The 23,676-nt window shown below is 53.8% G+C and carries 22 protein-coding genes and 1 other annotated feature; of the genes, 16 read left to right on the top strand and 6 right to left on the bottom strand.

Annotated features, from left to right (window positions below):
• Positions 1-36 precede the first annotated feature (36 nt).
• On the bottom strand, positions 37-1,053 hold the full coding sequence (gene lplA, locus C2U43_RS22180; protein WP_103285792.1) for a lipoate--protein ligase LplA: 1,017 nt from the start codon (positions 1,051-1,053) through the stop codon (positions 37-39).
• 37 nt (positions 1,054-1,090) lie between these two features.
• Complete coding sequence (locus C2U43_RS22175; protein ID WP_003829948.1) at positions 1,091-1,732, bottom strand: YtjB family periplasmic protein; 642 nt, start codon at positions 1,730-1,732, stop codon at positions 1,091-1,093.
• A gap of 115 nt (positions 1,733-1,847) precedes the next feature.
• On the opposite strand from C2U43_RS22175, the gene serB reads away from it, so the two are divergent.
• From serB to nadR, 3 genes are all read left to right on the top strand, one after another.
• Positions 1,848-2,816, top strand: a complete 969-nt coding sequence (gene serB, locus C2U43_RS22165) for a phosphoserine phosphatase (protein WP_003829946.1) — start codon at positions 1,848-1,850, stop codon at positions 2,814-2,816.
• Positions 2,817-2,899: 83 nt separating this feature from the next.
• Entirely contained in the window at positions 2,900-4,282 is a 1,383-nt protein-coding gene (gene radA, locus C2U43_RS22160; protein ID WP_003829944.1) for a DNA repair protein RadA, read from the top strand.
• Between the two features lie 88 nt (positions 4,283-4,370).
• Positions 4,371-5,600 (top strand): multifunctional transcriptional regulator/nicotinamide-nucleotide adenylyltransferase/ribosylnicotinamide kinase NadR, encoded by a 1,230-nt coding sequence (gene nadR, locus C2U43_RS22155; RefSeq protein ID WP_003829942.1) that lies wholly within the window; start codon positions 4,371-4,373, stop codon positions 5,598-5,600.
• 249 nt (positions 5,601-5,849) lie between these two features.
• On the opposite strand, the gene ettA is transcribed toward nadR, so the two are convergent.
• A complete protein-coding gene (ettA, locus tag C2U43_RS22150) occupies positions 5,850-7,517 on the bottom strand; it encodes an energy-dependent translational throttle protein EttA (RefSeq protein ID WP_032942320.1) in 1,668 nt (555 codons plus the stop codon).
• Positions 7,518-7,724: 207 nt separating this feature from the next.
• On the opposite strand from ettA, the gene sltY reads away from it, so the two are divergent.
• Both sltY and trpR read left to right on the top strand, forming a co-directional pair.
• Positions 7,725-9,662 carry a murein transglycosylase gene (sltY, locus tag C2U43_RS22140; RefSeq protein WP_057067007.1) on the top strand — a complete coding sequence of 646 codons (1,938 nt, stop codon included), beginning with the start codon at positions 7,725-7,727 and terminating at the stop codon, positions 9,660-9,662.
• Positions 9,663-9,751: 89 nt separating this feature from the next.
• Positions 9,752-10,078, top strand: coding sequence for a trp operon repressor (trpR, locus tag C2U43_RS22135; protein ID WP_032934222.1), 327 nt, complete (start codon positions 9,752-9,754; stop codon positions 10,076-10,078).
• A gap of 89 nt (positions 10,079-10,167) precedes the next feature.
• Here trpR and yjjX read toward each other — a convergent pair whose 3' ends face one another.
• Positions 10,168-10,692 (bottom strand): inosine/xanthosine triphosphatase, encoded by a 525-nt coding sequence (yjjX, locus tag C2U43_RS22130; protein WP_057067005.1) that lies wholly within the window; start codon positions 10,690-10,692, stop codon positions 10,168-10,170.
• 71 nt (positions 10,693-10,763) lie between these two features.
• Here yjjX and gpmB point away from each other — a divergent pair, with 71 nt between their 5' ends.
• Positions 10,764-11,411 (top strand): 2,3-diphosphoglycerate-dependent phosphoglycerate mutase GpmB, encoded by a 648-nt coding sequence (gene gpmB, locus C2U43_RS22125; RefSeq protein ID WP_003019006.1) that lies wholly within the window; start codon positions 10,764-10,766, stop codon positions 11,409-11,411.
• Here gpmB and robA read toward each other — a convergent pair.
• A complete protein-coding gene (gene robA / locus C2U43_RS22120; protein WP_048214985.1) occupies positions 11,408-12,277 on the bottom strand; it encodes an MDR efflux pump AcrAB transcriptional activator RobA in 870 nt (289 codons plus the stop codon). The two genes, gpmB and robA, sit on opposite strands and share 4 nt — an antisense overlap.
• Before the next feature lie 211 nt (positions 12,278-12,488).
• On the opposite strand from robA, the gene creA reads away from it, so the two are divergent.
• From creA to creD, 4 genes are read left to right on the top strand one after another with little or no spacing between them, the layout of a single operon-like run.
• Positions 12,489-12,962, top strand: a complete 474-nt coding sequence (creA, locus tag C2U43_RS22115) for a protein CreA (RefSeq protein WP_003018998.1) — start codon at positions 12,489-12,491, stop codon at positions 12,960-12,962.
• 12 nt (positions 12,963-12,974) lie between these two features.
• Complete coding sequence (gene creB / locus C2U43_RS22110; RefSeq protein WP_048214984.1) at positions 12,975-13,664, top strand: two-component system response regulator CreB; 690 nt, start codon at positions 12,975-12,977, stop codon at positions 13,662-13,664.
• Positions 13,664-15,088, top strand: coding sequence for a two-component system sensor histidine kinase CreC (creC, locus tag C2U43_RS22105; RefSeq protein WP_103285791.1), 1,425 nt, complete (start codon positions 13,664-13,666; stop codon positions 15,086-15,088). Before creB ends, creC begins: the two co-directional genes overlap by 1 nt.
• Before the next feature lie 57 nt (positions 15,089-15,145).
• On the top strand, positions 15,146-16,507 hold the full coding sequence (gene creD / locus C2U43_RS22100; RefSeq protein ID WP_048214982.1) for a cell envelope integrity protein CreD: 1,362 nt from the start codon (positions 15,146-15,148) through the stop codon (positions 16,505-16,507).
• A gap of 60 nt (positions 16,508-16,567) precedes the next feature.
• Here creD and arcA read toward each other — a convergent pair whose 3' ends face one another.
• Entirely contained in the window at positions 16,568-17,284 is a 717-nt protein-coding gene (gene arcA, locus C2U43_RS22095; protein ID WP_001194359.1) for a two-component system response regulator ArcA, read from the bottom strand.
• 95 nt (positions 17,285-17,379) lie between these two features.
• On the opposite strand from arcA, the gene yjjY reads away from it, so the two are divergent.
• The 6 genes from yjjY to thrC all read left to right on the top strand — a co-directional run bounded on the left by yjjY (position 17,380) and on the right by thrC (position 23,646).
• Positions 17,380-17,520, top strand: coding sequence for a protein YjjY (yjjY, locus tag C2U43_RS22090; protein WP_042998021.1), 141 nt, complete (start codon positions 17,380-17,382; stop codon positions 17,518-17,520).
• A 399-nt stretch (positions 17,521-17,919) separates the two neighbouring features.
• Positions 17,920-18,606 (top strand): tRNA/rRNA methyltransferase, encoded by a 687-nt coding sequence (locus tag C2U43_RS22085; protein WP_003829762.1) that lies wholly within the window; start codon positions 17,920-17,922, stop codon positions 18,604-18,606.
• A gap of 206 nt (positions 18,607-18,812) precedes the next feature.
• Positions 18,813-18,939 (top strand) — a sequence feature (Thr leader region).
• Positions 18,818-18,883: a thr operon leader peptide gene (gene thrL / locus C2U43_RS22080; protein WP_032337689.1), complete on the top strand. Its 66-nt coding sequence runs from the start codon at positions 18,818-18,820 to the stop codon at positions 18,881-18,883. Its footprint overlaps the feature before it by 66 nt.
• A gap of 23 nt (positions 18,940-18,962) precedes the next feature.
• Positions 18,963-21,425, top strand: a complete 2,463-nt coding sequence (thrA, locus tag C2U43_RS22075; protein WP_003829761.1) for a bifunctional aspartate kinase/homoserine dehydrogenase I — start codon at positions 18,963-18,965, stop codon at positions 21,423-21,425.
• Position 21,426: 1 nt separating this feature from the next.
• Complete coding sequence (gene thrB, locus C2U43_RS22070) at positions 21,427-22,356, top strand: homoserine kinase (RefSeq protein WP_103285790.1); 930 nt, start codon at positions 21,427-21,429, stop codon at positions 22,354-22,356.
• Positions 22,357-22,359: 3 nt separating this feature from the next.
• A complete protein-coding gene (gene thrC / locus C2U43_RS22065; RefSeq protein WP_103285789.1) occupies positions 22,360-23,646 on the top strand; it encodes a threonine synthase in 1,287 nt (428 codons plus the stop codon).
• The last annotated feature ends 30 nt before the right edge of the window (positions 23,647-23,676 follow it).

Below are 23,676 nucleotides of genomic sequence, written 5' to 3'. Positions count from 1 at the left end.
GGCGCAGCCGCCATCCGGCAATTCGCCACTAATCGCTTAACGCACGGCCTTCGCCACCCACGCTGCCAGTTCACGCAGCTCGTTTTCCTGATCCGGATATTCCGTAACCAGCGCTTCGCAAGTCTGCTGTAAAACATCGGCGCGATACTGGCAGCCCTGTAGCCGCTCCGCCAGCGCTTCTAACGGCGCGGGATTGAGACTGTCGGTAAACACCTGTGTGCGCGTGATATGACCTTTTTCGACGTCGAAATGCAGCTCAACGCCACCCCAGGTGAAACGCTCGTCCAGCAGATGCGAGAAAGCAGGTGCCTGACCAAAATTCCATTCCCAACTGCTCTGGCGGGCAAAGGTTTCGGCAAAATTTGGCAGGTCCGGCGTTTTATCTGGTGAGATCACTTCCGCTTCAACGCGTTCGCCATAATGAGCAAAAAAGGCTTCCGTGATGGCCTGACAGACCTGTTCATGGGTGATGCCCGGTAACAGCTCCGTCAAATTCGCCACCCGTGAGCGGACAGAGGTGATCCCCTTTGCCGCGAGTTTCTTTTTGTCGGGATTGAGATAATTTGCCAGGCGGCTGAGATCGGCATTTAGCAGCAGCGTGCCGTGGTGGAATCCGCGATCTTTCGTTTCCCGATAAGCAGAGCCTGAAACCTTGCGATCGCCGTCTGGCGTTTTCACAACCAGATCGTTACGCCCGGAGGCGTCCGCCGTCACTCCCAGAGAATTCAATGCGTTGAGGACAATCGCGGTGGAAATGGTTTTGTCGTACTCCGGTTTACCGGCCATAAAGGTAAAGCAGGTATTACCTAAGTCATGGAACACCGCGCCGCCGCCGCTGCTACGGCGGGCGAGCCGCACGTTGTCTTCCTCCATACGGTGGGTATTACACTCTTTCCACGGGTTTTGCGCCCGGCCAATCACCACCGTATCGGCGTTACGCCACAAGAACAGGACGCGCTGCGTGGCGGGCATCTGGCGAAAAATGCACTCTTCGACCGCGAGGTTAAACCACGGATCATAAGAGTCTGAGATAAGCAGGCGTAGTGTAGTCATGGTTGATTTCCCTTCTGTTTTACAGTTTTTACTGCTTTTACTCTTTTTTCTCGTTGTCTTCTTCCTGCACCGGTTTGTTGGCGGTCAACAGGAAAGGGGATTGCTGCCAGCGGGTACGCTTGCCTTGCAATAAGGTACGGGTGAGCACGACGCCAATCGCCAGCGCCAGCAGCAGCATCAGGCGTAAGATATTGGTGGTGTTATCTACCTGCTTCGCCTCGGTGGCGAGGGTGTGGGTATCCAGCGTCAGACGCAAATAGCCCAGCGGACCATTTTTCCCCTGAATGGGTTCGACAATCTGCTGGTTAAAATAACCCCCGGCTTTTTTGCCGTCGAGCGCCAGTCGGTCACGAACGTTGACGCTCTCGCCGGTGCGCGTAATCAGGTCTCCCTGTTCATCGTATACGCCAGCGTCCAGAATACGGCTACTTTCCGTCAGCTGTGTGAGTACCGCTTTGATGCGTTTTTCATCCGGCGTTTCGGTACGCATTAGCGGAGCAACATTTAGCGCCACCTGGCGGGCCAGCGTACGGGCCAGCTCTTCGAGCTGCGGATTACGCTGCTGCTGGTGACTTTGACTAAACCAGGATGCGCCCTGCATCAGGGCGACGAGCAGCGCAAGACAGAACAATACAATCACTGCACGATGAAGTCGGAATTTCAGTTTTGCGCGAGCCATATTCCACCTGCTGAAAATTTGAGACTTAATGTTGCCAGAAGCGCTGGTTACAGGGTAGCCTCATGCGTTATTTTCCCCTGATGATTCCGACCCGAACGATTTTACAGGAGCTTTAATGCCTAACATAACCTGGTGCGATCTACCTGAAGATGTTTCTCTGTGGCCAGGTCTGCCTCTCTCTTTAAGTGGCGATGAAGTCATGCCGCTGGACTACCACGCGGGCCGCAGTGGCTGGCTGCTGTACGGTCGTGGGCTGGATAAACAACGTTTAACGCAATACCAGAGCAAACTGGGTGCAGCGATGGTGATTGTTGCTGCCTGGTGCGTCGAGGATTATCAGGTGATTCGCCTTGCGGGTTCGTTAACGCCGCGCGCGGCAAAACTGGCGCATGATGCCAAACTGGATGTTGCCCCGTTAGGCAAAATTCCGCATCTGCGCACACCGGGTTTACTGGTGATGGACATGGACTCAACGGCAATCCAGATCGAATGCATTGATGAAATTGCTAAACTGGCTGGAACCGGTGAGATGGTTGCGGAAGTCACGGAACGCGCAATGCGCGGCGAACTGGACTTTACCGCCAGCCTGCGTAGTCGCGTGGCGACGCTGAAGGGTGCTGATGCCAATATTCTGCACCAGGTGCGCGAAACGCTACCGCTGATGCCAGGCCTGACACAGCTGGTGTTAAAACTGGAGACGCTCGGCTGGAAAGTGGCTATTGCCTCTGGCGGCTTTACCTTCTTTGCCGATTACCTGCGTAATAAACTGCGTCTGACGGCGGCTGTGGCAAACGAGCTGGAGATCATGGACGGTAAATTTACCGGCAACGTGATCGGCGATATCGTCGATGCCCAGTACAAAGCCAATACCCTGACCCGCCTGGCACAAGAATATGAGATCCCGATGGCGCAGACGGTGGCGATCGGCGACGGTGCTAACGATCTGCCGATGATCAAAACGGCCGGGCTGGGTATTGCGTATCATGCTAAACCGAAAGTGAATGAAAAGACGGAGATTACTATCCGCCACGCTGACCTGATGGGCGTGTTCTGCATTCTCTCCGGCAGCATGAACCAGAAATGATTAAATTGCCTGATGGCAGGGTGTCCGTATGCCGGATAAGCGCCTGCGCCATCCGGCAAAAGCGTTAACGAAAGAGGTAAAACGTGGCCAAAGCTCCAAAACGCGCCTTTGTTTGTAATGAATGCGGGGCCGATTACCCGCGCTGGCAGGGGCAATGCAGCGCCTGTCAGGCCTGGAATACCATTACCGAGGTGCGCCTTGCCGCATCGCCAACGGTGGCGCGTAACGAGCGGCTCAGTGGCTATGCCGGGAATGCGGGCGTGGCAAAAGTGCAGAAGCTGTCTGACATCAGCCTTGAAGAACTGCCGCGTTTTTCCACTGGATTTAAAGAGTTTGACCGCGTGCTGGGCGGTGGTGTGGTACCCGGCAGCGCTATTCTGATTGGCGGTAACCCCGGCGCGGGGAAATCAACGCTGCTGCTGCAAACGCTGTGCAAGCTCGCTGAGCAGATGAAAACTCTGTACGTCACCGGTGAAGAGTCACTGCAGCAGGTGGCGATGCGTGCGCACCGGCTCGGTTTGCCGACAGCGAATCTGAATATGCTGTCGGAAACCAGTATCGAACAAATTTGCCTGATTGCCGAAGAAGAACAGCCGAAGCTGATGGTGATCGACTCCATTCAGGTAATGCACATGGCGGATATTCAGTCTTCGCCGGGCAGCGTGGCGCAGGTGCGTGAAACGGCGGCTTACCTGACGCGCTTTGCCAAAACGCGCGGCGTGGCGATTGTCATGGTCGGCCACGTCACCAAAGACGGCTCGCTGGCCGGGCCGAAGGTGCTGGAGCACTGTATTGACTGTTCGGTACTGCTCGACGGTGACGCCGATTCTCGTTTCCGTACTCTGCGTAGCCATAAAAACCGTTTTGGTGCGGTGAATGAGCTGGGCGTCTTTGCCATGACCGAACAGGGCCTGCGTGAAGTCAGCAACCCTTCCGCTATCTTCTTAAGCCGTGGCGATGAGGTCACCTCCGGCAGTTCGGTGATGGTGGTCTGGGAAGGTACGCGCCCGCTGCTGGTAGAGATTCAGGCGCTGGTCGATCACTCAATGATGGCGAACCCGCGTCGCGTGGCGGTCGGTCTGGAACAGAACCGTCTGGCGATTCTGCTGGCGGTGCTGCATCGTCACGGTGGCTTGCAGATGGCGGATCAGGACGTGTTTGTTAACGTAGTCGGCGGCGTAAAAGTCACCGAAACCAGCGCCGACCTGGCGTTGCTGCTGGCAATGGTCTCCAGCCTGCGTGACAGACCGCTGCCACAGGATTTAGTTGTCTTTGGCGAAGTGGGGTTGGCGGGCGAAATCCGTCCGGTACCCAGCGGGCAGGAGCGTATTTCGGAAGCGGCGAAGCACGGCTTTCGCCGGGCGATTGTCCCTGCCGCTAACGTACCGAAAAAAGTACCGGAAGGCATGCAGGTCTTTGGCGTTAAGAAGCTTGCGGATGCGTTAAGCGTGTTTGACGACCTATAATCAAATACCTGTACGTACCGATTTTGTAGGCCTGATAAGCGAAGCGCCATCAGGCAGTGTTACGCGATTTTTCCAGCAGGAGGCTCTTGTGTCATTTGAATATCTGAAAACCGCCATAAAGCAAAAGGGCTGTACCCTGCAACAGGTGGCGGATGCCAGTGGCATGACCAAGGGATACCTAAGCCAACTGCTGAATGCCAAAATCAAAAGCCCCAGCGCGCAGAAGCTGGAGGCGTTGCACCGCTTTCTCGGTCTGGAGTTTCCGCGTCAGCAGAAAAATATCGGTGTGGTATTCGGCAAGTTTTATCCGCTGCACACCGGCCATATCTATCTTATCCAGCGCGCCTGTAGTCAGGTCGATGAACTGCATATCATCATGGGTTATGACGACACGCGCGATCGCAGCCTGTTTGAAGACAGTGCCATGTCGCAACAGCCTACGGTGCCCGATCGTTTACGCTGGCTGCTGCAAACCTTTAAGTATCAGAAAAATATCCGTATTCATGCCTTCAACGAAGAAGGCATGGAGCCGTATCCGCACGGCTGGGACGTGTGGAGCAACGGGATCAAAACGTTTATGCAGGAGAAAGGGATCCAGCCTAACTGGATCTACACCTCTGAAGAATCAGATGCCCCGCAGTATCTCGAACATCTGGGGATCGAAACCGTGCTGGTGGATCCTAAGCGGACGTTTATGAGCATCAGCGGTGGGCAAATCCGTGAGAACCCGTTTCGCTACTGGGAGTATATTCCGACCGAAGTGAAGCCGTTTTTCGTGCGCACCGTGGCGATCCTCGGCGGGGAGTCGAGCGGTAAATCGACGCTGGTGAACAAGCTCGCCAATATTTTTAATACCACCAGTGCGTGGGAATACGGGCGTGATTATGTCTTCTCCCATTTGGGCGGCGATGAGATGGCGTTGCAGTATTCTGACTACGATAAAATCGCCTTAGGACAAGCGCAATACATTGATTTTGCTGTTAAGTACGCCAATAAAGTGGCGTTCATCGACACCGATTTCGTGACCACTCAGGCCTTCTGTAAAAAGTATGAAGGGCGTGAACACCCGTTTGTGCAAGCGCTTATTGATGAGTATCGCTTTGACCTGGTGATCCTGTTGGAAAACAACACCCCGTGGGTGGCGGATGGCTTACGCAGCCTTGGAAGCTCAGTTGACAGAAAAGCGTTTCAGACGCTGCTGGTCGAGATGCTGCAGGAAAACAATATCAATTTCGTGCACGTACAGGAGCCTGACTACGACGGTCGCTTCCTGCGCTGCGTGGAGCTGGTGAAAGAGTTGATGGGCGAGCAGCGTTAGGTTTTAATGCCGGATGCGCTGCGCTTATCCGGCCTACAAGTCGCACTAACCTCATAGACAGGATGGCGCTGCGCTTGTCCGGCCTACAAGTCGCACTAACCTCATAGACAGGATGGCTCTGCGCTTATCCGGCCTACAAGTCGCACTAACCTCGTAGACAGGATGGCGCTGCGCTTATCCGACCTACAAGTCGCACTAACCTCGTAGGCCGGATAAGGCGTAACGCCGCCATCCGGCACTTAACGCTAATTACTTAGAAATACGCTTGTACTTAATACGTTTCGGCTCCAGCGCATCGGCGCCCAGCGTACGTTTTTTGTACTCTTCGTATTCGGTAAAGTTACCTTCGAAGAACTCAACCTTACCTTCATCCTGGTAATCCAGAATGTGGGTGGCGATACGGTCGAGGAACCAACGGTCGTGCGAGATAACCATCGCGCAGCCCGGGAATTCCAGCAGGGCGTTTTCCAGCGCGCGCAGGGTTTCGATATCCAGGTCGTTGGTTGGTTCATCGAGCAGCAGCATGTTGCCGCCAACCTGCAGCAGCTTCGCCAGGTGCAGACGACCACGCTCACCACCGGACAGCTCGCCGACGCGTTTGCCCTGATCCACACCTTTGAAGTTGAAGCGGCCCACGTAGGCACGGCTTGGCATCTCGGTGTTGCCGATTCGCATGATATCCAGCCCGCCGGAAACTTCTTCCCACACGGTTTTGCTGTTGTCCATGGCGTCACGGAACTGGTCAACGGAGGCCAGTTTGACGGTTTCACCCAGCGTGATGGTGCCGCTGTCAGGCTGTTCCTGACCGGACATCATACGGAACAGGGTAGATTTACCCGCGCCGTTCGGACCGATGATGCCGACAATTGCGCCTTTCGGTACGGAGAAAGTCAGATCGTCGATCAGAACGCGATCGCCGTAGGATTTACGCAGATTGGTGACTTCAACGACTTTATCGCCCAGACGTGCTCCAGGTGGAATAAACAGTTCGTTGGTTTCGTTACGTTTCTGGTATTCGGTGTTGTTCAGCTCTTCAAAGCGTGCCAGACGGGCTTTGCCCTTAGACTGACGACCTTTAGCGCCCTGACGTACCCACTCCAGCTCTTTCTCAATGGATTTACGGCGAGCCGCTTCCTGAGAGGCTTCCTGGGCCAGACGCTGATCTTTCTGCTCCAGCCAGGAAGAGTAGTTACCTTCCCACGGAATACCTTCACCACGGTCCAGCTCCAGGATCCAGCCTGCAACGTTGTCGAGGAAGTAACGGTCGTGGGTAATCGCCACTACGGTGCCTTCGAAGTCGTGCAGGAAGCGTTCCAGCCACGCGACGGATTCCGCATCCAGGTGGTTGGTCGGTTCGTCGAGCAGCAGCATGTCTGGTTTTTCCAGCAGCAGGCGGCACAGCGCAACGCGGCGGCGTTCACCACCGGAGAGATTCTCAATTTTAGCGTCCCAGTCCGGCAGACGCAGGGCGTCAGCGGCACGCTCAAGCTGCACGTTCAGGTTATGGCCGTCGTGCGCCTGGATAATTTCTTCAAACTTGCCCTGTTGTGCGGCCAGTTTATCGAAGTCGGCGTCCGGCTCGGCGTACTTGGCGTAAACTTCATCCAGACCTTTCAGTGCACTAACCACTTCGGCAACCGCTTCTTCAACGGATTCACGAACGGTATGTTCTGGGTTCAGTTTTGGTTCCTGCGGCAGGTAACCGATTTTAATGCCTGGCTGTGGGCGAGCTTCACCTTCGATATCGGTATCAATACCGGCCATGATGCGCAGCAGGGTAGATTTACCCGCACCGTTCAGACCGAGAACACCGATTTTGGCGCCAGGGAAGAAGCTCAGTGAGATGTTTTTAAGAATATGACGTTTCGGCGGAACGACTTTGCCGACACGATGCATGGTATAAACGAATTGAGCCACGTGGACTTCGCCTCTTTTATAGTGATGAATAGAGTTTTCAAAGGCGAAGTGTAGCCTTTTTCATTGCCCAATCCCAGCCAGCAGATCTCACTCGCAACAAAAGTAAAAAAGTGTCCGTGACGTGGCGCATTCTGCAATGTCTGGTTAGCATGAATTAATTAAGCGGCATGATGCTGCACAGACGTAACATGAGAAGAGGAAGAGCTTGTGGACAAAGCCAATCAATTTACCTGGCGCCTGCTGGCAGCCAGCGTATGTCTGCTGACGGTCAGTCAGGTGGCGCGAGCCGACTCCCTGGATGAGCAGCGCAATCGTTATGCGCAAATCAAGCAAGCCTGGGACAACCGACAGATGGATGTCGTAGAGCAGATGATGCCCGGCCTGAAGAACTATCCTCTGTACCCGTATCTGGAATATCGTCAGATCACTGACGATCTGATGAATCAGCCCACCATTACCGTTACCAATTTTGTGCGTGCCAATCCGACACTGCCCCCTGCGCGTACGCTGCAATCGCGTTTCGTGAATGAACTGGCGCGCCGCGAAGACTGGCGCGGACTGCTGGCGTTCAGCCCGGAAAAACCGGGTACCACGGAAGCGCAATGTAACTATTACTTCGCGAAATGGAGTACCGGGCAAACCGAAGAAGCCTGGCAGGGCGCGAAAGAGCTGTGGTTGACCGGGAAAAGTCAGCCGAATGCCTGTGACAAATTATTTGGCGTATGGCGCGCCTCAGGCACTCAGGATCCGCTGGCGTATCTGGAGCGTATTCGTCTGGCGATGAAAGCCGGGAATACCGGTCTGGTGACGGCGCTGGCCGGGCAGATGCCCGCGCAATACCAAACCATTGCCTCTGCGATCATCTCGCTGGCCAACGATCCGAATTCGGTGATGACTTTTGCACGTACCACCGGCGCCACGGATTTCACCCGACAGATGGCGGCGGTCGCCTTTGCCAGCGTGGCGCGTCAGGATGTGGAAAACGCCCGCCTGATGATCCCGTCCCTGGTGCAGGCGCAACAGCTTAATGACGAGCAAACCCAGGAGCTGCGCGACATTGTTGCCTGGCGCCTGATGGGCAATGACGTCACCGACGAGCAGGCCAAATGGCGTGATGATGCGATTATGCGCTCTAATTCCACCTCGCTTGTGGAGCGTCGCGTGCGCATGGCGCTGGGAACCGGCGATCGTCGTGGCCTGAATACCTGGTTGGCACGTCTGCCAATGGAAGCAAAAGAAAAAGACGAGTGGCGCTACTGGCAGGCTGATCTGCTGCTGGAGCGCGGACGTGATGCGGAAGCCAAAGAGATCCTGCACCAGCTCATGCAGCAGCGTGGTTTCTATCCGATGGTGGCGGCACAGCGCCTGGGCGAAGAGTACGAGCTGAAAGTGGATAAAGCGCCAGCGAACGTTGATTCTGCGCTGACTCAGGGGCCAGAAATGGCACGCGTACGCGAGCTAATGTACTGGAACATGGATAATACCGCGCGCAGTGAATGGGCTAATCTGGTTACCAGCCGTACCAAGTCCGAGCAGGCTCAGTTGGCGCGTTACGCGTTCAACAATCACTGGTGGGATCTGAGCGTTCAGGCGACGATCGCCGGTAAGCTGTGGGATCATCTGGAAGAGCGCTTCCCATTGGCCTATAAAGATCTGTTTACCCGTTACACCAGCGGCAAGGATATTCAACCAAGTTATGCGATGGCGATAGCGCGTCAGGAAAGCGCCTGGAACCCGAAAGTGAAATCACCGGTCGGCGCCAGCGGGCTGATGCAGATTATGCCGGGCACGGCGACGCATACGGTGAAAATGTTCTCGATTCCAGGTTACAGCAGTCCGAGCCAGCTACTGGATCCTGATACCAACATCAACATTGGTACCAGCTATTTGCAGTACGTATATCAGCAATTCGGCAATAACCGCATCTTTGCGTCGGCAGCCTATAACGCCGGTCCGGGACGCGTTCGCACCTGGCTTGGCAATAGCGCTGGCCGCATTGATGCTGTGGCGTTTGTCGAAAGTATTCCATTCTCAGAGACGCGTGGTTACGTGAAGAATGTGCTGGCTTATGATGCGTACTATCGCTATTTCCTCGGCGATAAACCGGAGTTGATGAGCGACGCAGAATGGCAACGTCGTTACTGATCGTGTCGATTGTGTTATGCTATCGTACTCGTTAAAGAGTACAAAAGGGGGAAGCAAGCACGCTTCCCCCGCAACGATGGCGATATCTTATGACTCAGCAATCACCCTATTCAGCAGAGATGGCAGAACAACGTCACCAGGAGTGGTTACGTTTTGTCGATCTGCTTAAACACGCCTATGAACAAGATTTACACCTGCCGCTGCTCAATTTGATGTTAACGCCGGATGAGCGTGAAGCGTTGGGCACGCGTGTGCGTATCATTGAAGAGCTGCTGCGCGGCGAGATGAGCCAGCGTGAGCTTAAAAACGAGCTTGGGGCGGGGATTGCCACTATTACGCGGGGGTCGAACAGCCTCAAATCCGCACCGGTGGATTTGCGTCAGTGGCTGGAGCAGGTACTGCTAAAAAGTGTCTGATTCTCTCGTAGGCCGGATAAGGCGAAGCCGCCATCCGGCAATGGTGCGCGCTGCTTGCCTGATGGCGCTACGCTTATCAGGCCTACAAATTACAATGACTCATCGTATATCGCGTTATGAAACGGGCTGAGCGCCAGAATCACCGCCTGGTGATAGACGCTTGAGCGCGTCAGCTTGCCCGCGGTAAAAACGCCGATTGCGCCTTCTTTACGGCCAATTTCATCAATACCCGTATAGTCCGACATCACCGGGCCGAGTGCTTCACCTTTGCGGACTCTGTCGAGAATGACAGTCGGCAATGGCAGCGTGGCTGAACGGGCTTCACCGCGCTGAATGCCGTTATCAATCACCACCCAACTAAAGGTGGCATCGTCGTCAATTCCTGCTTCAATGGCGACCCAGAAATCAGCCTGCGGGTGCAGGCGGCGAGCGTTATCAACGCGATTTCGTGCGCCAGTGCGCGTTTCCTGGTTTCCGAAAGGTTGTTCCGGCACGCCACTCTCGACGGCGACGGGTTCAATATGGCAGGATCCTTCCCCGAAAATCTCTTCAAATGCCCGCAGAATTGCCTGAATTTTGGCAGGATTGGTGGTCGCAGAGATAACCTTGTGCATAATTAAGCTCAGTTTGAAAATTCATCGCAGAGTCTACTCAAAGTATGACGAGTATATAACGGAAAAAAAGCATGTTACAGGTATACCTTGTTCGCCATGGCGAAACGCAGTGGAACGCCGAGCGACGTATTCAAGGCCAGTCAGACAGCCCACTAACCGCTAAAGGTGAACAACAAGCCATGCAGGTGGGAGAACGCGCCCGCTCGTTTGGTATTACGCATGTCATCAGTAGCGATCTTGGTCGTACACGACGCACCGCAGAAATCATCGCCCAGGCCTGCGGCTGTGATATCACCTATGATTCTCGTCTGCGTGAGCTGAATATGGGGGTGCTGGAAAAACGTCACATCGATACGCTGACGCCAGAGGAAGAGGGCTGGCGTCGCCAGTTGGTGAACGGCACGGTGGATGGTCGTATTCCGGAAGGGGAATCGATGCAGGAGCTGAGCGATCGCGTCAATGCGGCGCTGGCATCCTGTCTGGAGCTGCCGCCGGGAAGTCGTCCACTGCTGGTCAGCCACGGTATCGCGCTGGGTTGCCTGGTGAGCACAATTCTGGGATTACCGGCATGGGCTGAACGTCGCTTGCGTCTGCGCAACTGTTCAATTTCTCGCGTTGATTACCAGGAAAGCTTATGGCTGGCGCCGGGATGGGTCGTTGAAACGGCAGGGGACATCTCACATCTGGACGCCCCTGCGTTGGATGAACTACAGCGCTAGCGGCGAATCGGAATCAGGAATTCGCAGCGCAGGTTGATCGGGCGATCCCCCGCTTTGGCATCTTCTGCCGGGTAGTATCGCTCGATATCCTGTCCTTTACGGCGCGTCAGGTTCAGCATCGGCATGCATGTGCCGTAAACCGTCAGGATAAACTCTTGCACGCCGGTTCCCAGCCCTTCGTAGGTAAACATCACATACTCGCCACCCTGTAACAGGATAGGCTGCGCCGACGGCACATAGCCATTGGCCTGTTCCGGCGTCAGTGCTGTGGTGTAAAACACTTCCTGTTCGTCGTCTTTTTCAATGCTCGGACGCGTTTCGTTAAGCCCGTACAGCACTGGCGGGATCGCCGGAGCCTGAGCAAGGAAGTCGCGCCAGAACTGAATACGCATTTCATGACGGAAATCTGAAATCTGTTCCAGCGAGCAGGAATAGCTTTGCGTGGTGCCGAGCAGTTGCGTATCTTCCAGGGTGACAAACTCGTGCGCAGGCATTGCAAATTCACCCAGTCGCATTGGCGGGCGAATACCGAATGCACTCCATTCCGGTGAACGGCGATACAGCGCTGGTGTCTGCGAAAATTGTTTCTTGAATGCGCGAGTAAAAGTTTGTTGAGAGTCGAAGCGATATTGCAGCGCAATATCCAAAATTGGACGCGCAGTCAGGCGCAGCGCCACTGCGGATTTCGATAAACGACGGGCGCGGATATAGGCGCCAATAGCATGGCCCGTCACGTCCTTAAACATTCTCTGCAGGTGCCACTTGGAATAGCCCGCTTTTGCCGCCACATTGTCAAGCGACAAAGGCTGATCCAGATGACCTTCCAGCCAGATTAATAGGTCGCGAATAATGCCAGCCTGATCCATAAAATATCCTCATCCTTTCAACAACGAGTACCTGACGTCAGGTATGAGGATAATAGCATTTTTTGCTGTTTTAGCATTCAGTGTTTTTTTTGCTCATAAGTGCTTTTTTCGGACATACGAAAGCGTGATTATTGTAATCCTGTGATCTGTATACATTTTATCTTAGAATGTTTAATAATTACGCAGAACAACTTTTAAGAATGGTAACAATATGAAATATAAGAGCTTAGTCATTTCCTCAATTCTGCTGATGTTGGCGCAGGTCGCCCATGCGGAGCAGATTGGATCTGTCGATACGGTGTTCAAAATGTTTGGGCCGGATCATAAAATTGTGGTCGAAGCGTTTGACGATCCGGATGTTACCAATGTGACCTGTTACGTGAGTCGTGCGAAGACCGGCGGCATCAAAGGTGGACTGGGGCTGGCGGAAGATACCTCCGATGCCGCCATCTCTTGCCAGCAGGTTGGGCCGGTAGAACTGAGCGACAGAATCAAGAACGGTAAAGCTCAGGGCGAAGTGGTATTTAAGAAACGTACCTCGCTGGTGTTTAAATCTTTACAGGTCGTGCGTTTTTACGATGCGAAACGTAATGCGCTGGCCTATCTGGCCTATTCAGATAAAGTGGTCGATGGATCGCCCAAAAATGCCATCAGCGCGGTACCCATCATGCCGTGGCGGCAATAACAAGGAAGCACAATGCAACAGCCGTTGATCTGGTTGGTTGAGGATGAGCAGGGAATCGCTGATACGCTTATCTACATGCTGCAACAAGAAGGGTTTAGCGTAGAGGCGTTTGAGCGCGGATTTCCCGTGCTGGAGAAATCTCGCCAGCAATGCCCTGATGCCATCATTCTGGATGTCGGGCTACCGGATATCAGCGGTTTTGAACTGTGCCGACGTTTACTGGAACGCCACCCGGCGTTGCCGATCCTATTTCTGACCGCGCGCAGCGATGAAGTGGATCGCCTGTTGGGGCTGGAAATTGGCGCAGATGACTATGTTGCCAAGCCTTTCTCGCCGCGTGAGGTGTGCGCTCGTGTGCGTACGCTGCTGCGGCGGGTGCAAAAATTCTCCACGCCTTCATCGACGACACGCTGTGGGGATTTTGAACTTAATGAGCTGGCCGCGCAGATTACCTGGTTCAGCATGCCGTTGAACCTGACGCGTTATGAATTCCTGCTGCTGAAAACATTGCTGATGTCGCCGGGACGTATTTACTCTCGCCAGCAGCTGATGGATTTAGTCTGGGCAGACGCGCAGGATACCTTTGACAGAACGGTTGATACTCACATCAAAACGCTGCGCGCCAAGCTGCGGGCTATCAATCCGGAGCTTTCCCCCATCAATACACATCGCGGTATGGGATACAGCCTGAGGAATTGCTGATGCGCATTGGCATGCGTTTGCTGCTCGGCTATTTTCTGATTGTCGCGGTCGCCGCCTGGTTTGTTCTGTCGATCTTTGTGCAGGAAATTAAGCCAGGCGTTCGTCGGGCGACCGAAGGTACTTTAATTGATACCGCCACGCTGCTGGCTGCACTGGCGCGTGATGACGTGCTCTCTGACTCACCGGCTAACGGCAAGCTGGCGCAGGCATTTGCGCAGCTGCATAACCGCCCATTTAACGCCAACATCAGCGGCATTAACAAAGTGCGTAATGAATACCATGTCTACATGACGGACGCGCAGGGCAAGGTGTTGTTTGATTCAGCTAACCAGGCCGTCGGTCAGGACTACTCCCGCTGGAACGATGTGTGGTTAACGCTGCGTGGGCAGTATGGCGCCCGCAGCACGCCGCAAAACCCGAACGATCCGGAAAGCTCGGTGATGTACGTTGCCGCGCCGATCGTAGACGGTGGGCGTATTATCGGCGTGCTCAGTGTCGGCAAACCAAATGCGGCGATGGCACCGGTGATTAAACGCAGTGAACGGCGAATGCTATGGGCCAGCGCAGTATTGCTGGGTATTGCCCTGGTGATTGGCTTCGGGATGGTATGGTGGATAAACCGATCTATTGCCCGGCTGGCGCGTTATGCCGACTCCGTTACCGAGAATCGCCCCGTCCCACTGCCTGATTTAGGCAGCAGCGAGTTACGCAAACTGGCGCAGGCGCTGGAAAGTATGCGCCTGAAGCTCGAAGGCAAGAACTACATTGAGCAGTATGTCTACGCGTTAACGCATGAGCTGAAAAGTCCGCTGGCGGCTATTCGTGGCGCGGCAGAGATATTGCGCGAAGGCCCGCCGCCAAACGTGGTAGCGCGTTTTACCGATAATATTCTGACGCAAAATGCGCGTATGCAGGCGCTGGTCGAAACTTTGCTGCGCCAGGCGCGACTGGAGAATCGACAGGACATTACGTTGACGGCGGTGGAGGTAGATACGCTTTTTGCTCAGCTCAAAGAGGCGCGTAGCGTGCAGCTGGCGGCAAAAAACATTACGCTGACCATTCTGCCTTCATCGCTTAACGTCGCTGCCGATCCCGCGTTACTGGAGCAGGCATTGGGGAACTTGCTCGACAACGCTATCGACTTCACGCCACAGGGCGGGACGATTACGTTGAGCGCGCATCAGCAGGAGGAGCTGGTCACATTGCAGGTTACCGACAGCGGTAGCGGGATCCCTGATTTTGCGTTGCCGCGTATTTTTGAGCGCTTCTACTCGCTGCCCCGCGAGAATGGACACAAGAGCAGCGGTTTGGGGCTGGCGTTTGTCAGTGAAGTTGCACGACTGCATGAAGGTACGGTGACATTATCTAACCGACCAGAGGGCGGCGCCCAGGCCTCGTTTACGCTTCACCGTCACTTCACATAACTTCAAATTCTCCGCACATAGCTGTTCTACCTTACTGATATTGCAAAGGAGAACGCTATGTTTAAATCACCCCTGTTTTGGAAAATCGTCACCTTAGGCGGCGCCATATTATTGCTGTTAATTCCACTGACGATGGTCAGGCAGATAATCGTTGAGCGATCGGATTATCGTGATGAAGTCGAAGATGCTATTCGTCAGAGCACCAGCGGGCCGCAAAAGATGGTCGGGCCGCTGATTGCCGTCCCGGTGACGGAACTGTATATCGAGCTGGAAGGCGACAAACAGATCCAGCGTAAGCGCAGCTATATCCATTTCTGGCTGCCGGAGTCGTTGGTGGTTGAGGGGAATCAGAACGTTGAAGCGCGTAAAATCGGTATTTACGAAGGCCAGGTCTGGCACAATGACCTCTCGGTGAAGGCCGAGTTTAACGCTGAACGCTTGCGCGATTTAAACCATCCCAACGTCAGCGTCGGCAAACCGTTTATCGTGGTTGGCGTGGGGGATGCGCGCGGGATCGGCGTGGTGCAAGCGCTGCAGGTCAATGGGGAATCGCTGGCCGTTGAACCAGGGACGGGGCTGGATGGAGGAGCTCAAGGGATCCACATTCCGCTACCTGACGCGAGCTGGGCGGAGCAAAACCTGAGCATGGCGCTGTCGTTGAATTTGAGCGGAACCGGAGATTTCTCCGTTGTTCCGGTTGGCCGTAACAGTGAAATGACTTTAACCAGCAACTGGCCGCATCCCAACTTTCTGGGGGATTTCCTCCCGGCGAAGCGCGAAATCAGCGAATCAGGATTTAAGGCCCAGTGGCAAAGCAGCTGGTTCGCGAATAACCTCGGCGAACGCTTTGATGGCGAAAAGATTGGCTGGAAGGGAATGCCTGCATTTAGCGTTGCCGTCGCCACGCCAGCGGATCAGTATCAGTTAACGGACAGGGCTACCAAGTATGCCATCCTGCTGATTGTACTGACCTTTATGTCTTTCTTCGTGCTTGAAAGTATGACCAGCCTGCGTCTGCACCCGATGCAGTATCTGCTGGTGGGGCTATCGCTGGTGATGTTTTATCTGCTGCTGCTGGCATTGTCTGAGCACATTGGGTTTACGGCGGCGTGGATTACGGCAAGCCTGGTAGGCGCGTTAATGAACGGGGTGTATCTGCAGGCGATATTACAGAGTTGGCGGAACAGTATTTTATTCACCGTGGCGCTGCTGGGGTTGGATGGGGTGATGTGGGTGCTGCTACGTTCACAGGACAGCTCTTTACTGCTGGGAACCGGCGTGCTGTTGGTCGCGTTGTGTGGCGTGATGTTCCTGACGCGTCATCTTGACTGGCACTCGCTGGCACAGCCAAAACCAAAGCCGACAGAAATTCCGGAGCCTCTGCCTGCGCAGAGTGACGAGTTTCGCTTATGGAAATAGGGCGGTGGGGGAATGAAAAACGGCGCATAATGCGCCGTTTTTTTACCTGTAAGGATTGAATTAATCCTGCAGGTCGCCGCAGAAACGGTAGCCTTCACCGTGAATGGTGGCGATGATTTCTGGCGTATCCGGCGTAGATTCGAAATGTTTACGAATGCGGCGGATAGTCACGTCAACGGTACGGTCATGCGGCTTCAGTTCGCGACCGGTCATTTTTTTCAGCAGTTCTGCGCGAGACTGGATTTTGCCCGGATTCTCACAGAAGTGAAGCATTGCACGGAATTCGCTGCGTGGCAGTTTATACTGCTCGCCGTCAGGACCAATCAGAGAGCGGCTGTTAATGTCCAGCTCCCAGCCGTTGAACTTGTAGCTTTCGACGCTACGGCGTTCTTCGCTGACAGTACCCAGGTTCATGGTACGGGACAGCAGGTTACGAGCACGGATAGTCAGTTCGCGCGGGTTAAACGGCTTGGTGATGTAATCGTCTGCGCCGATTTCGAGGCCGAGAATTTTATCGACTTCGTTATCACGGCCCGTCAGGAACATCAGCGCAACGTTAGCTTGTTCGCGAAGTTCGCGCGCTAACAGGAGGCCATTTTTCCCAGGCAGATTGATATCCATAATCACAAGGTTGATGTCATATTCAGAGAGAATCTGATGCATTTCCGCGCCATCTGTCGCTTCGAATACATCATAGCCTTCTGCTTCGAAAATGCTTTTCAACGTGTTGCGTGTTACTAACTCGTCTTCAACGATAAGAATGTGCGGGGTCTGCATGTTTGCTACCTAAATTGCCAACTAAATCGAAACAGGAAGTACAAAAGTCCCTGACCTGCCTGATGCATGCCGTAAATTAACATGATCGGCGTAACATGACTAAAGTACGTAATTGCGTTCTTGATGCACTTTCCATCAACGTCAACAACATCATTAGCTTGGTCGTGGGTAGTTTCCCTCTGGACCCGACAGTGTCAAAAACGGCTGTCATCCTAACCATTTTAACAGCAACATAACAGGCTAAGACATGCCGGACACCCAATAAAACTACGCTTCGTTGACATATATCAAGTTCAATTGTAGCACGTTAACAGTTTGATGAAATCAACGTATCCAAATGTTTGCTTTCATCACAAAATTGCAATATTACAACTAGTTGCACGAGCTAATTAATAAATGTAATGAATCCAACCAATGCGATCCATTTTAAAATAAATTATCATGGATAAACAGAGGGATATACAACTTTTGTTAACATAAAAAGCAATAGTACAGTTTGGAAATAGTTTAGCATTTTTTACCGGATGCGAAATCCTTTTTCAGTGATTTCTGTTAAAAAAATGTAAATTTGCGCTGCGTAATATGTTGACGTGCGTCACATTATTACTTGCAGACTGACCAAAAAGAGTATCGAAATGCGTTTAACAATTATTCTGGTTGCCCCTGCCAGAGCGGAAAATATTGGTGCGGCTGCCCGTGCGATGAAGACCATGGGATTCACTCAATTACGTATCGTTGACAGCGAGGCGCACCTGGAACCCGCCACGCGATGGGTCGCGCATGGATCTGGCGACATTATTGATAATATTAACGTTTTTCCAACGTTAGCCGATGCGCTTCACGACGTTGATTTTACCGTTGCGACCACCGCGCGTAGCCGGGCGAAGTTCCATTATTACGCCACCCCGGTCGAACTGGTTCCCCTGTTACAGGAGAAATCCACGTGGATGGAACATGCAGCGCTGGTGTTTGGTCGTGAAGATTCGGGGCTGACCAATGAAGAATTAGCGCTGGCAGATGTTCTCACTGGTGTACCGATGGTCGCTGACTATCCTTCACTCAATTTGGGGCAGGCGGTGATGGTGTATTGCTATCAATTAGCAGGTTTAATACAACAACCGGCCAAAAACGTTGAGGTGACGGATGAACTTCAGCTGCAGGCATTGCGCGCACGCGTTTTGCGTTTATTAGCCACGCTGAACGTTTCTGACGACATCAAGCTGACGGACTGGTTGCAACAGCGAATGGGTCTGTTGGGGCAGCGAGACACGGCAATGTTGCACCGTTTTTTACATGATATTGAAAAAAACATCACAAAATAAAATGTCGAACAATTTTTGTTGTGTAGTGTTTTGTTCTTGGTTCAAGTGGGCTCAACATGCTGTATTGGTTGAAAGTAAAAGGGCAAGCAGTCGCTCATGAACAAGTTTCGGAATGTGATCAATTTAAAAATTTATTGACTTAGGTCAGCAGATACTTTAACCCTAAAAGAATACAGCACAGACAGATAATAATTACAGAGCACACAACATCATGAAACGCATCAGCATCACTATTACCACAACCATCACCATTACCACAGGTAACGGTGCGGGCTGACGCGTACAGGAAACACAAGAAAAAGCCCGCACCTAAACAGTGCGGGCTTTTTTTTCGACCAAAGGCAATGAGGTAAACCATGCGAGTGTTGAAGTTCGGCGGTACATCAGTGGCAAATGCAGAGCGCTTTCTGCGGGTTGCCGATATTCTGGAAAGCAATGCCAGACAGGGGCAGGTCGCGACCGTTCTCTCTGCCCCCGCAAAAATTACCAACCATCTGGTGGCAATGATTGAGAAGACCATCGGTGGTCAGGATGCTTTAGCTAATATCAGCGACGCCGAACGCATTTTCTCCGAGCTGCTGGTGGGTCTTGCCGCCGAGCAACCAGGTTTTCCGCTGGCGCAGCTCAAAGCCTTTGTTGAACAAGAATTTGCTCAGATTAAGCACGTCCTGCACGGCATCAGCCTGCTGGGACAGTGCCCGGACAGCATCAATGCCGCGCTTATCTGCCGTGGTGAAAAAATGTCGATTGCTATCATGGCCGGCCTGCTGGAAGCACGCGGGCATAACGTAACGGTCATCGACCCGGTGGAGAAATTGCTGGCTGTCGGCCATTACCTCGAATCTACCGTTGATATCGCCGAATCTACGCGCCGCATCGCCGCCAGCCGTATTCCTGCGGACCACATGATTCTGATGGCAGGGTTTACCGCCGGAAATGAAAAAGGTGAGTTAGTGGTGTTGGGACGTAATGGCTCTGACTACTCTGCCGCCGTACTGGCCGCCTGTTTGCGTGCCGATTGTTGTGAAATCTGGACCGATGTCGACGGCGTATATACTTGCGATCCGCGTCAGGTACCCGATGCCCGACTGCTTAAGTCGATGTCTTATCAGGAAGCGATGGAGCTTTCTTACTTCGGCGCCAAAGTGCTGCATCCGCGCACCATTACCCCTATTGCCCAGTTCCAGATCCCGTGCCTGATTAAAAATACCGGCAATCCGCAAGCGCCCGGTACGCTGATCGGTGCCAGCAGTGATGACGATGATTTGCCGGTAAAAGGTATTTCTAACCTCAATAACATGGCGATGTTTAGCGTTTCCGGCCCTGGAATGAAAGGCATGGTGGGCATGGCGGCGCGCGTTTTTGCCGCCATGTCGCGTGCGGGCATCTCGGTGGTGCTGATCACCCAATCCTCTTCTGAATACAGCATCAGCTTCTGCGTCCCGCAGGGCGACTGCGCGCGTGCGCAACGCGCCATGCAGGATGAATTCTACCTCGAGCTGAAAGAAGGCCTGCTGGAGCCGTTGGCGGTGACTGAGCGTCTGGCCATCATCTCTGTTGTTGGTGATGGTATGCGCACCCTGCGCGGCATCTCGGCGAAGTTCTTTGCCGCGCTGGCTCGGGCGAACATCAATATTGTAGCGATCGCCCAGGGCTCGTCTGAGCGTTCTATTTCGGTGGTGGTGAATAACGATGACGCGACCACCGGCGTACGCGTGACCCATCAGATGCTGTTCAACACCGACCAGGTGATTGAAGTGTTTGTGATTGGCGTAGGCGGCGTGGGCGGTGCGCTGCTGGAGCAGCTTAAACGTCAGCAAACCTGGCTCAAAAAGAAACATATCGATCTGCGCGTGTGCGGTGTGGCGAACTCGAAGGCCCTGCTGACCAACGTCCACGGTCTGAATCTGGAAAACTGGCAGTCGGAGCTGGAGAGCGCGAAAGAGCCTTTCAACCTTGGGCGCTTAATTCGTCTGGTGAAAGAATACCATCTGCTCAATCCGGTGATTGTCGACTGTACGTCAAGCCAGGCGGTAGCGGATCAATATGCCGACTTCTTGCGTGAAGGCTTCCACGTGGTTACGCCGAACAAAAAGGCCAACACGTCGTCGATGGATTACTATCATCAGCTGCGTTTTGCCGCCGCGAAGTCTCGTCGTAAATTCCTGTACGACACCAACGTGGGCGCGGGCTTGCCGGTTATTGAAAACCTGCAAAATCTGCTCAGCGCAGGTGATGAACTGCAACGTTTTTCAGGCATCCTTTCTGGCTCACTGTCGTTTATTTTCGGCAAGCTGGATGAAGGCATGAGCTTCTCGCAGGCCACCACCCTGGCGCGTGAGATGGGCTATACCGAACCCGATCCGCGTGACGATCTTTCCGGTACGGACGTGGCGCGTAAGCTGCTGATCCTGGCCCGTGAAACCGGTCGTGAGCTGGAGCTTTCTGACATTGTCATTGAGCCGGTCCTGCCAAAAGAGTTTGATGACTCCGGTGATGTTTCCGCGTTTATGGCGAAATTGTCGCAGCTGGATGACGTCTTTGCCGCGCGCGTGGCGAAAGCCCGTGATGAGGGAAAAGTATTGCGCTATGTTGGCAATATTGAAGAGGACGGCGTTTGTCGCGTGAAAATTGATGCAGTAGACGGCAACGATCCGCTGTTTAAAGTGAAAAACGGTGAAAACGCGCTGGCGTTCTATAGCCACTACTATCAGCCGTTACCGTTAGTTCTGCGCGGATATGGCGCGGGTAACGATGTGACGGCGGCGGGCGTCTTTGCCGACCTGCTACGCACCCTTTCATGGAAGTTAGGAGTCTGACATGGTGAGAGTTTATGCCCCGGCTTCCAGTGCCAATATGAGCGTCGGGTTTGATGTACTCGGTGCGGCGGTAACTCCGGTGGACGGTTCGCTGTTGGGTGATGTGGTGTCCGTTGAGGCGGCTGACCAGTTCAGCCTGAACAACCTTGGGCGCTTTGCCAACAAACTGCCGTCCGAGCCACGTGAAAATATTGTCTACCAGTGTTGGGAGCGATTCTGCCAGGAGCTGGGTAAAACCGTTCCGGTGGCGATGACGCTGGAAAAAAATATGCCGATTGGCTCCGGGTTAGGCTCCAGCGCCTGTTCCGTCGTGGCGGCGTTAGTCGCTATGAACGAACATTGCGGTAAGCCGCTCAACGATACGCGCCTGTTAGCGATAATGGGCGAACTTGAAGGGCGTATCTCCGGCAGTATTCATTACGATAACGTCGCTCCGTGCTTTTTGGGCGGTATGCAGTTAATGATTGAAGAAAACGGCATTATTAGCCAGCAGGTGCCAGGCTTTGATGAGTGGCTGTGGGTACTGGTGTATCCAGGGATTAAAGTGTCGACGGCTGAAGCGCGGGCGATTCTCCCAGCGCTGTATCGCCGTCAGGACTGTATCGCTCACGGGCGGCATCTGGCTGGATTCATCCATGCCTGCTATTCCCGTCAGCCTCTTCTGGCCGCGAAGCTGATGAAAGATGTCATTGCTGAGCCGTATCGTACCCGCTTGCTGCCAGGCTTTAGCCAGGCGCGTCAGGCGGTCGCAGAAATTGGCGCGCTGGCCAGCGGTATATCCGGGTCAGGGCCGACGCTGTTCGCTTTGTGCGATAAGCCGGATACGGCACAGCGCGTAGCAGATTGGCTGGGTAAAAATTACCTGCAAAATCAGGAAGGCTTTGTTCATATTTGCCGGCTGGACACGGCGGGCGCACGGGTACTGGGATAATCAATGAAACTGTATAATCTGAAAGATCACAACGAACAGGTCAGCTTTGCACAGGCTGTTACGCAAGGACTGGGCAAGAATCAGGGATTGTTTTTTCCGCACGATCTACCGGAATTCAATCTGACAGAAGTGGATGAGATGCTGAACCAGGACTTCGTTAGCCGCAGCGCGAAGATCCTGTCCGCATTTATTGGTGATGAGATCCCTCAGGAAATTCTGGAAGAGCGCGTGCGTGCGGCATTTGCCTTTCCGGCTCCGGTTGCCCAGGTTGCCGCGGATGTCGGCTGTCTGGAACTGTTCCACGGCCCTACGCTTGCATTTAAAGACTTTGGCGGGCGCTTTATGGCGCAGATGCTGACGCACATCAGTGGCGACAAACCGGTAACGATTCTGACGGCGACTTCCGGAGACACCGGGGCGGCGGTTGCGCATGCCTTTTATGGCCTGAAAAATGTGCGCGTGGTGATCCTCTATCCGAACGGCAAGATCAGCCCATTACAGGAAAAACTGTTCTGTACGCTGGGCGGTAACATTGAAACTGTGGCGATTGATGGCGATTTTGATGCCTGCCAGGCGCTGGTGAAACAGGCGTTTGATGACGAAGAGCTGAAGGTGGCTCTGGGACTGAACTCGGCTAACTCAATTAACATCAGCCGTCTGTTGGCGCAAATCTGTTACTACTTTGAGGCTGTGGCCCAACTGCCGCAAGAGGCGCGTAATCAACTGGTGATTTCCGTTCCCAGCGGTAACTTTGGCGATCTGACCGCCGGGCTGCTGGCGAAATCACTGGGCTTGCCGGTGAAGCGTTTTATCGCGGCGACTAACGTTAATGATACGGTTCCGCGCTTCCTTGCAGAAGGTGAGTGGGCACCAAAAGCGACTCAGGCAACGTTGTCGAATGCGATGGATGTCAGCCAGCCGAACAACTGGCCGCGCGTGGAAGAACTGTTCCGCCGTAAAATCTGGCGTCTGAATGAGCTGGGTTATGCCGCTGTTGACGATGCGACAACTCAGGACACGATGCGTGAGTTACATGAGATAGGCTACACCTCAGAACCGCATGCGGCGGTGGCTTACCGAGCGCTGCGTGACCAACTGAATCCTGGCGAGTACGGCCTGTTCCTTGGTACTGCGCATCCGGCGAAGTTTAAAGAAAGCGTTGAAGAGATTCTTGACCTGACGCTGGCGTTGCCAAAAGAACTGGCGGAACGCGCGGGCTTACCGCTGCTTTCTCATCACCTGCCAGCTGATTTTGCTGAACTGCGCAAGTTGATGATGACCCGCGGTTAACGGTTGTGCCCGCTGGCGCTTTGCATAGCG

Source organism: Citrobacter freundii complex sp. CFNIH9 (genome assembly GCF_002903305.1).
In the GTDB taxonomy this organism is placed as follows: domain Bacteria; phylum Pseudomonadota; class Gammaproteobacteria; order Enterobacterales; family Enterobacteriaceae; genus Citrobacter; species Citrobacter portucalensis.
This window is presented reverse-complemented; position numbering and strand designations above follow the sequence as displayed.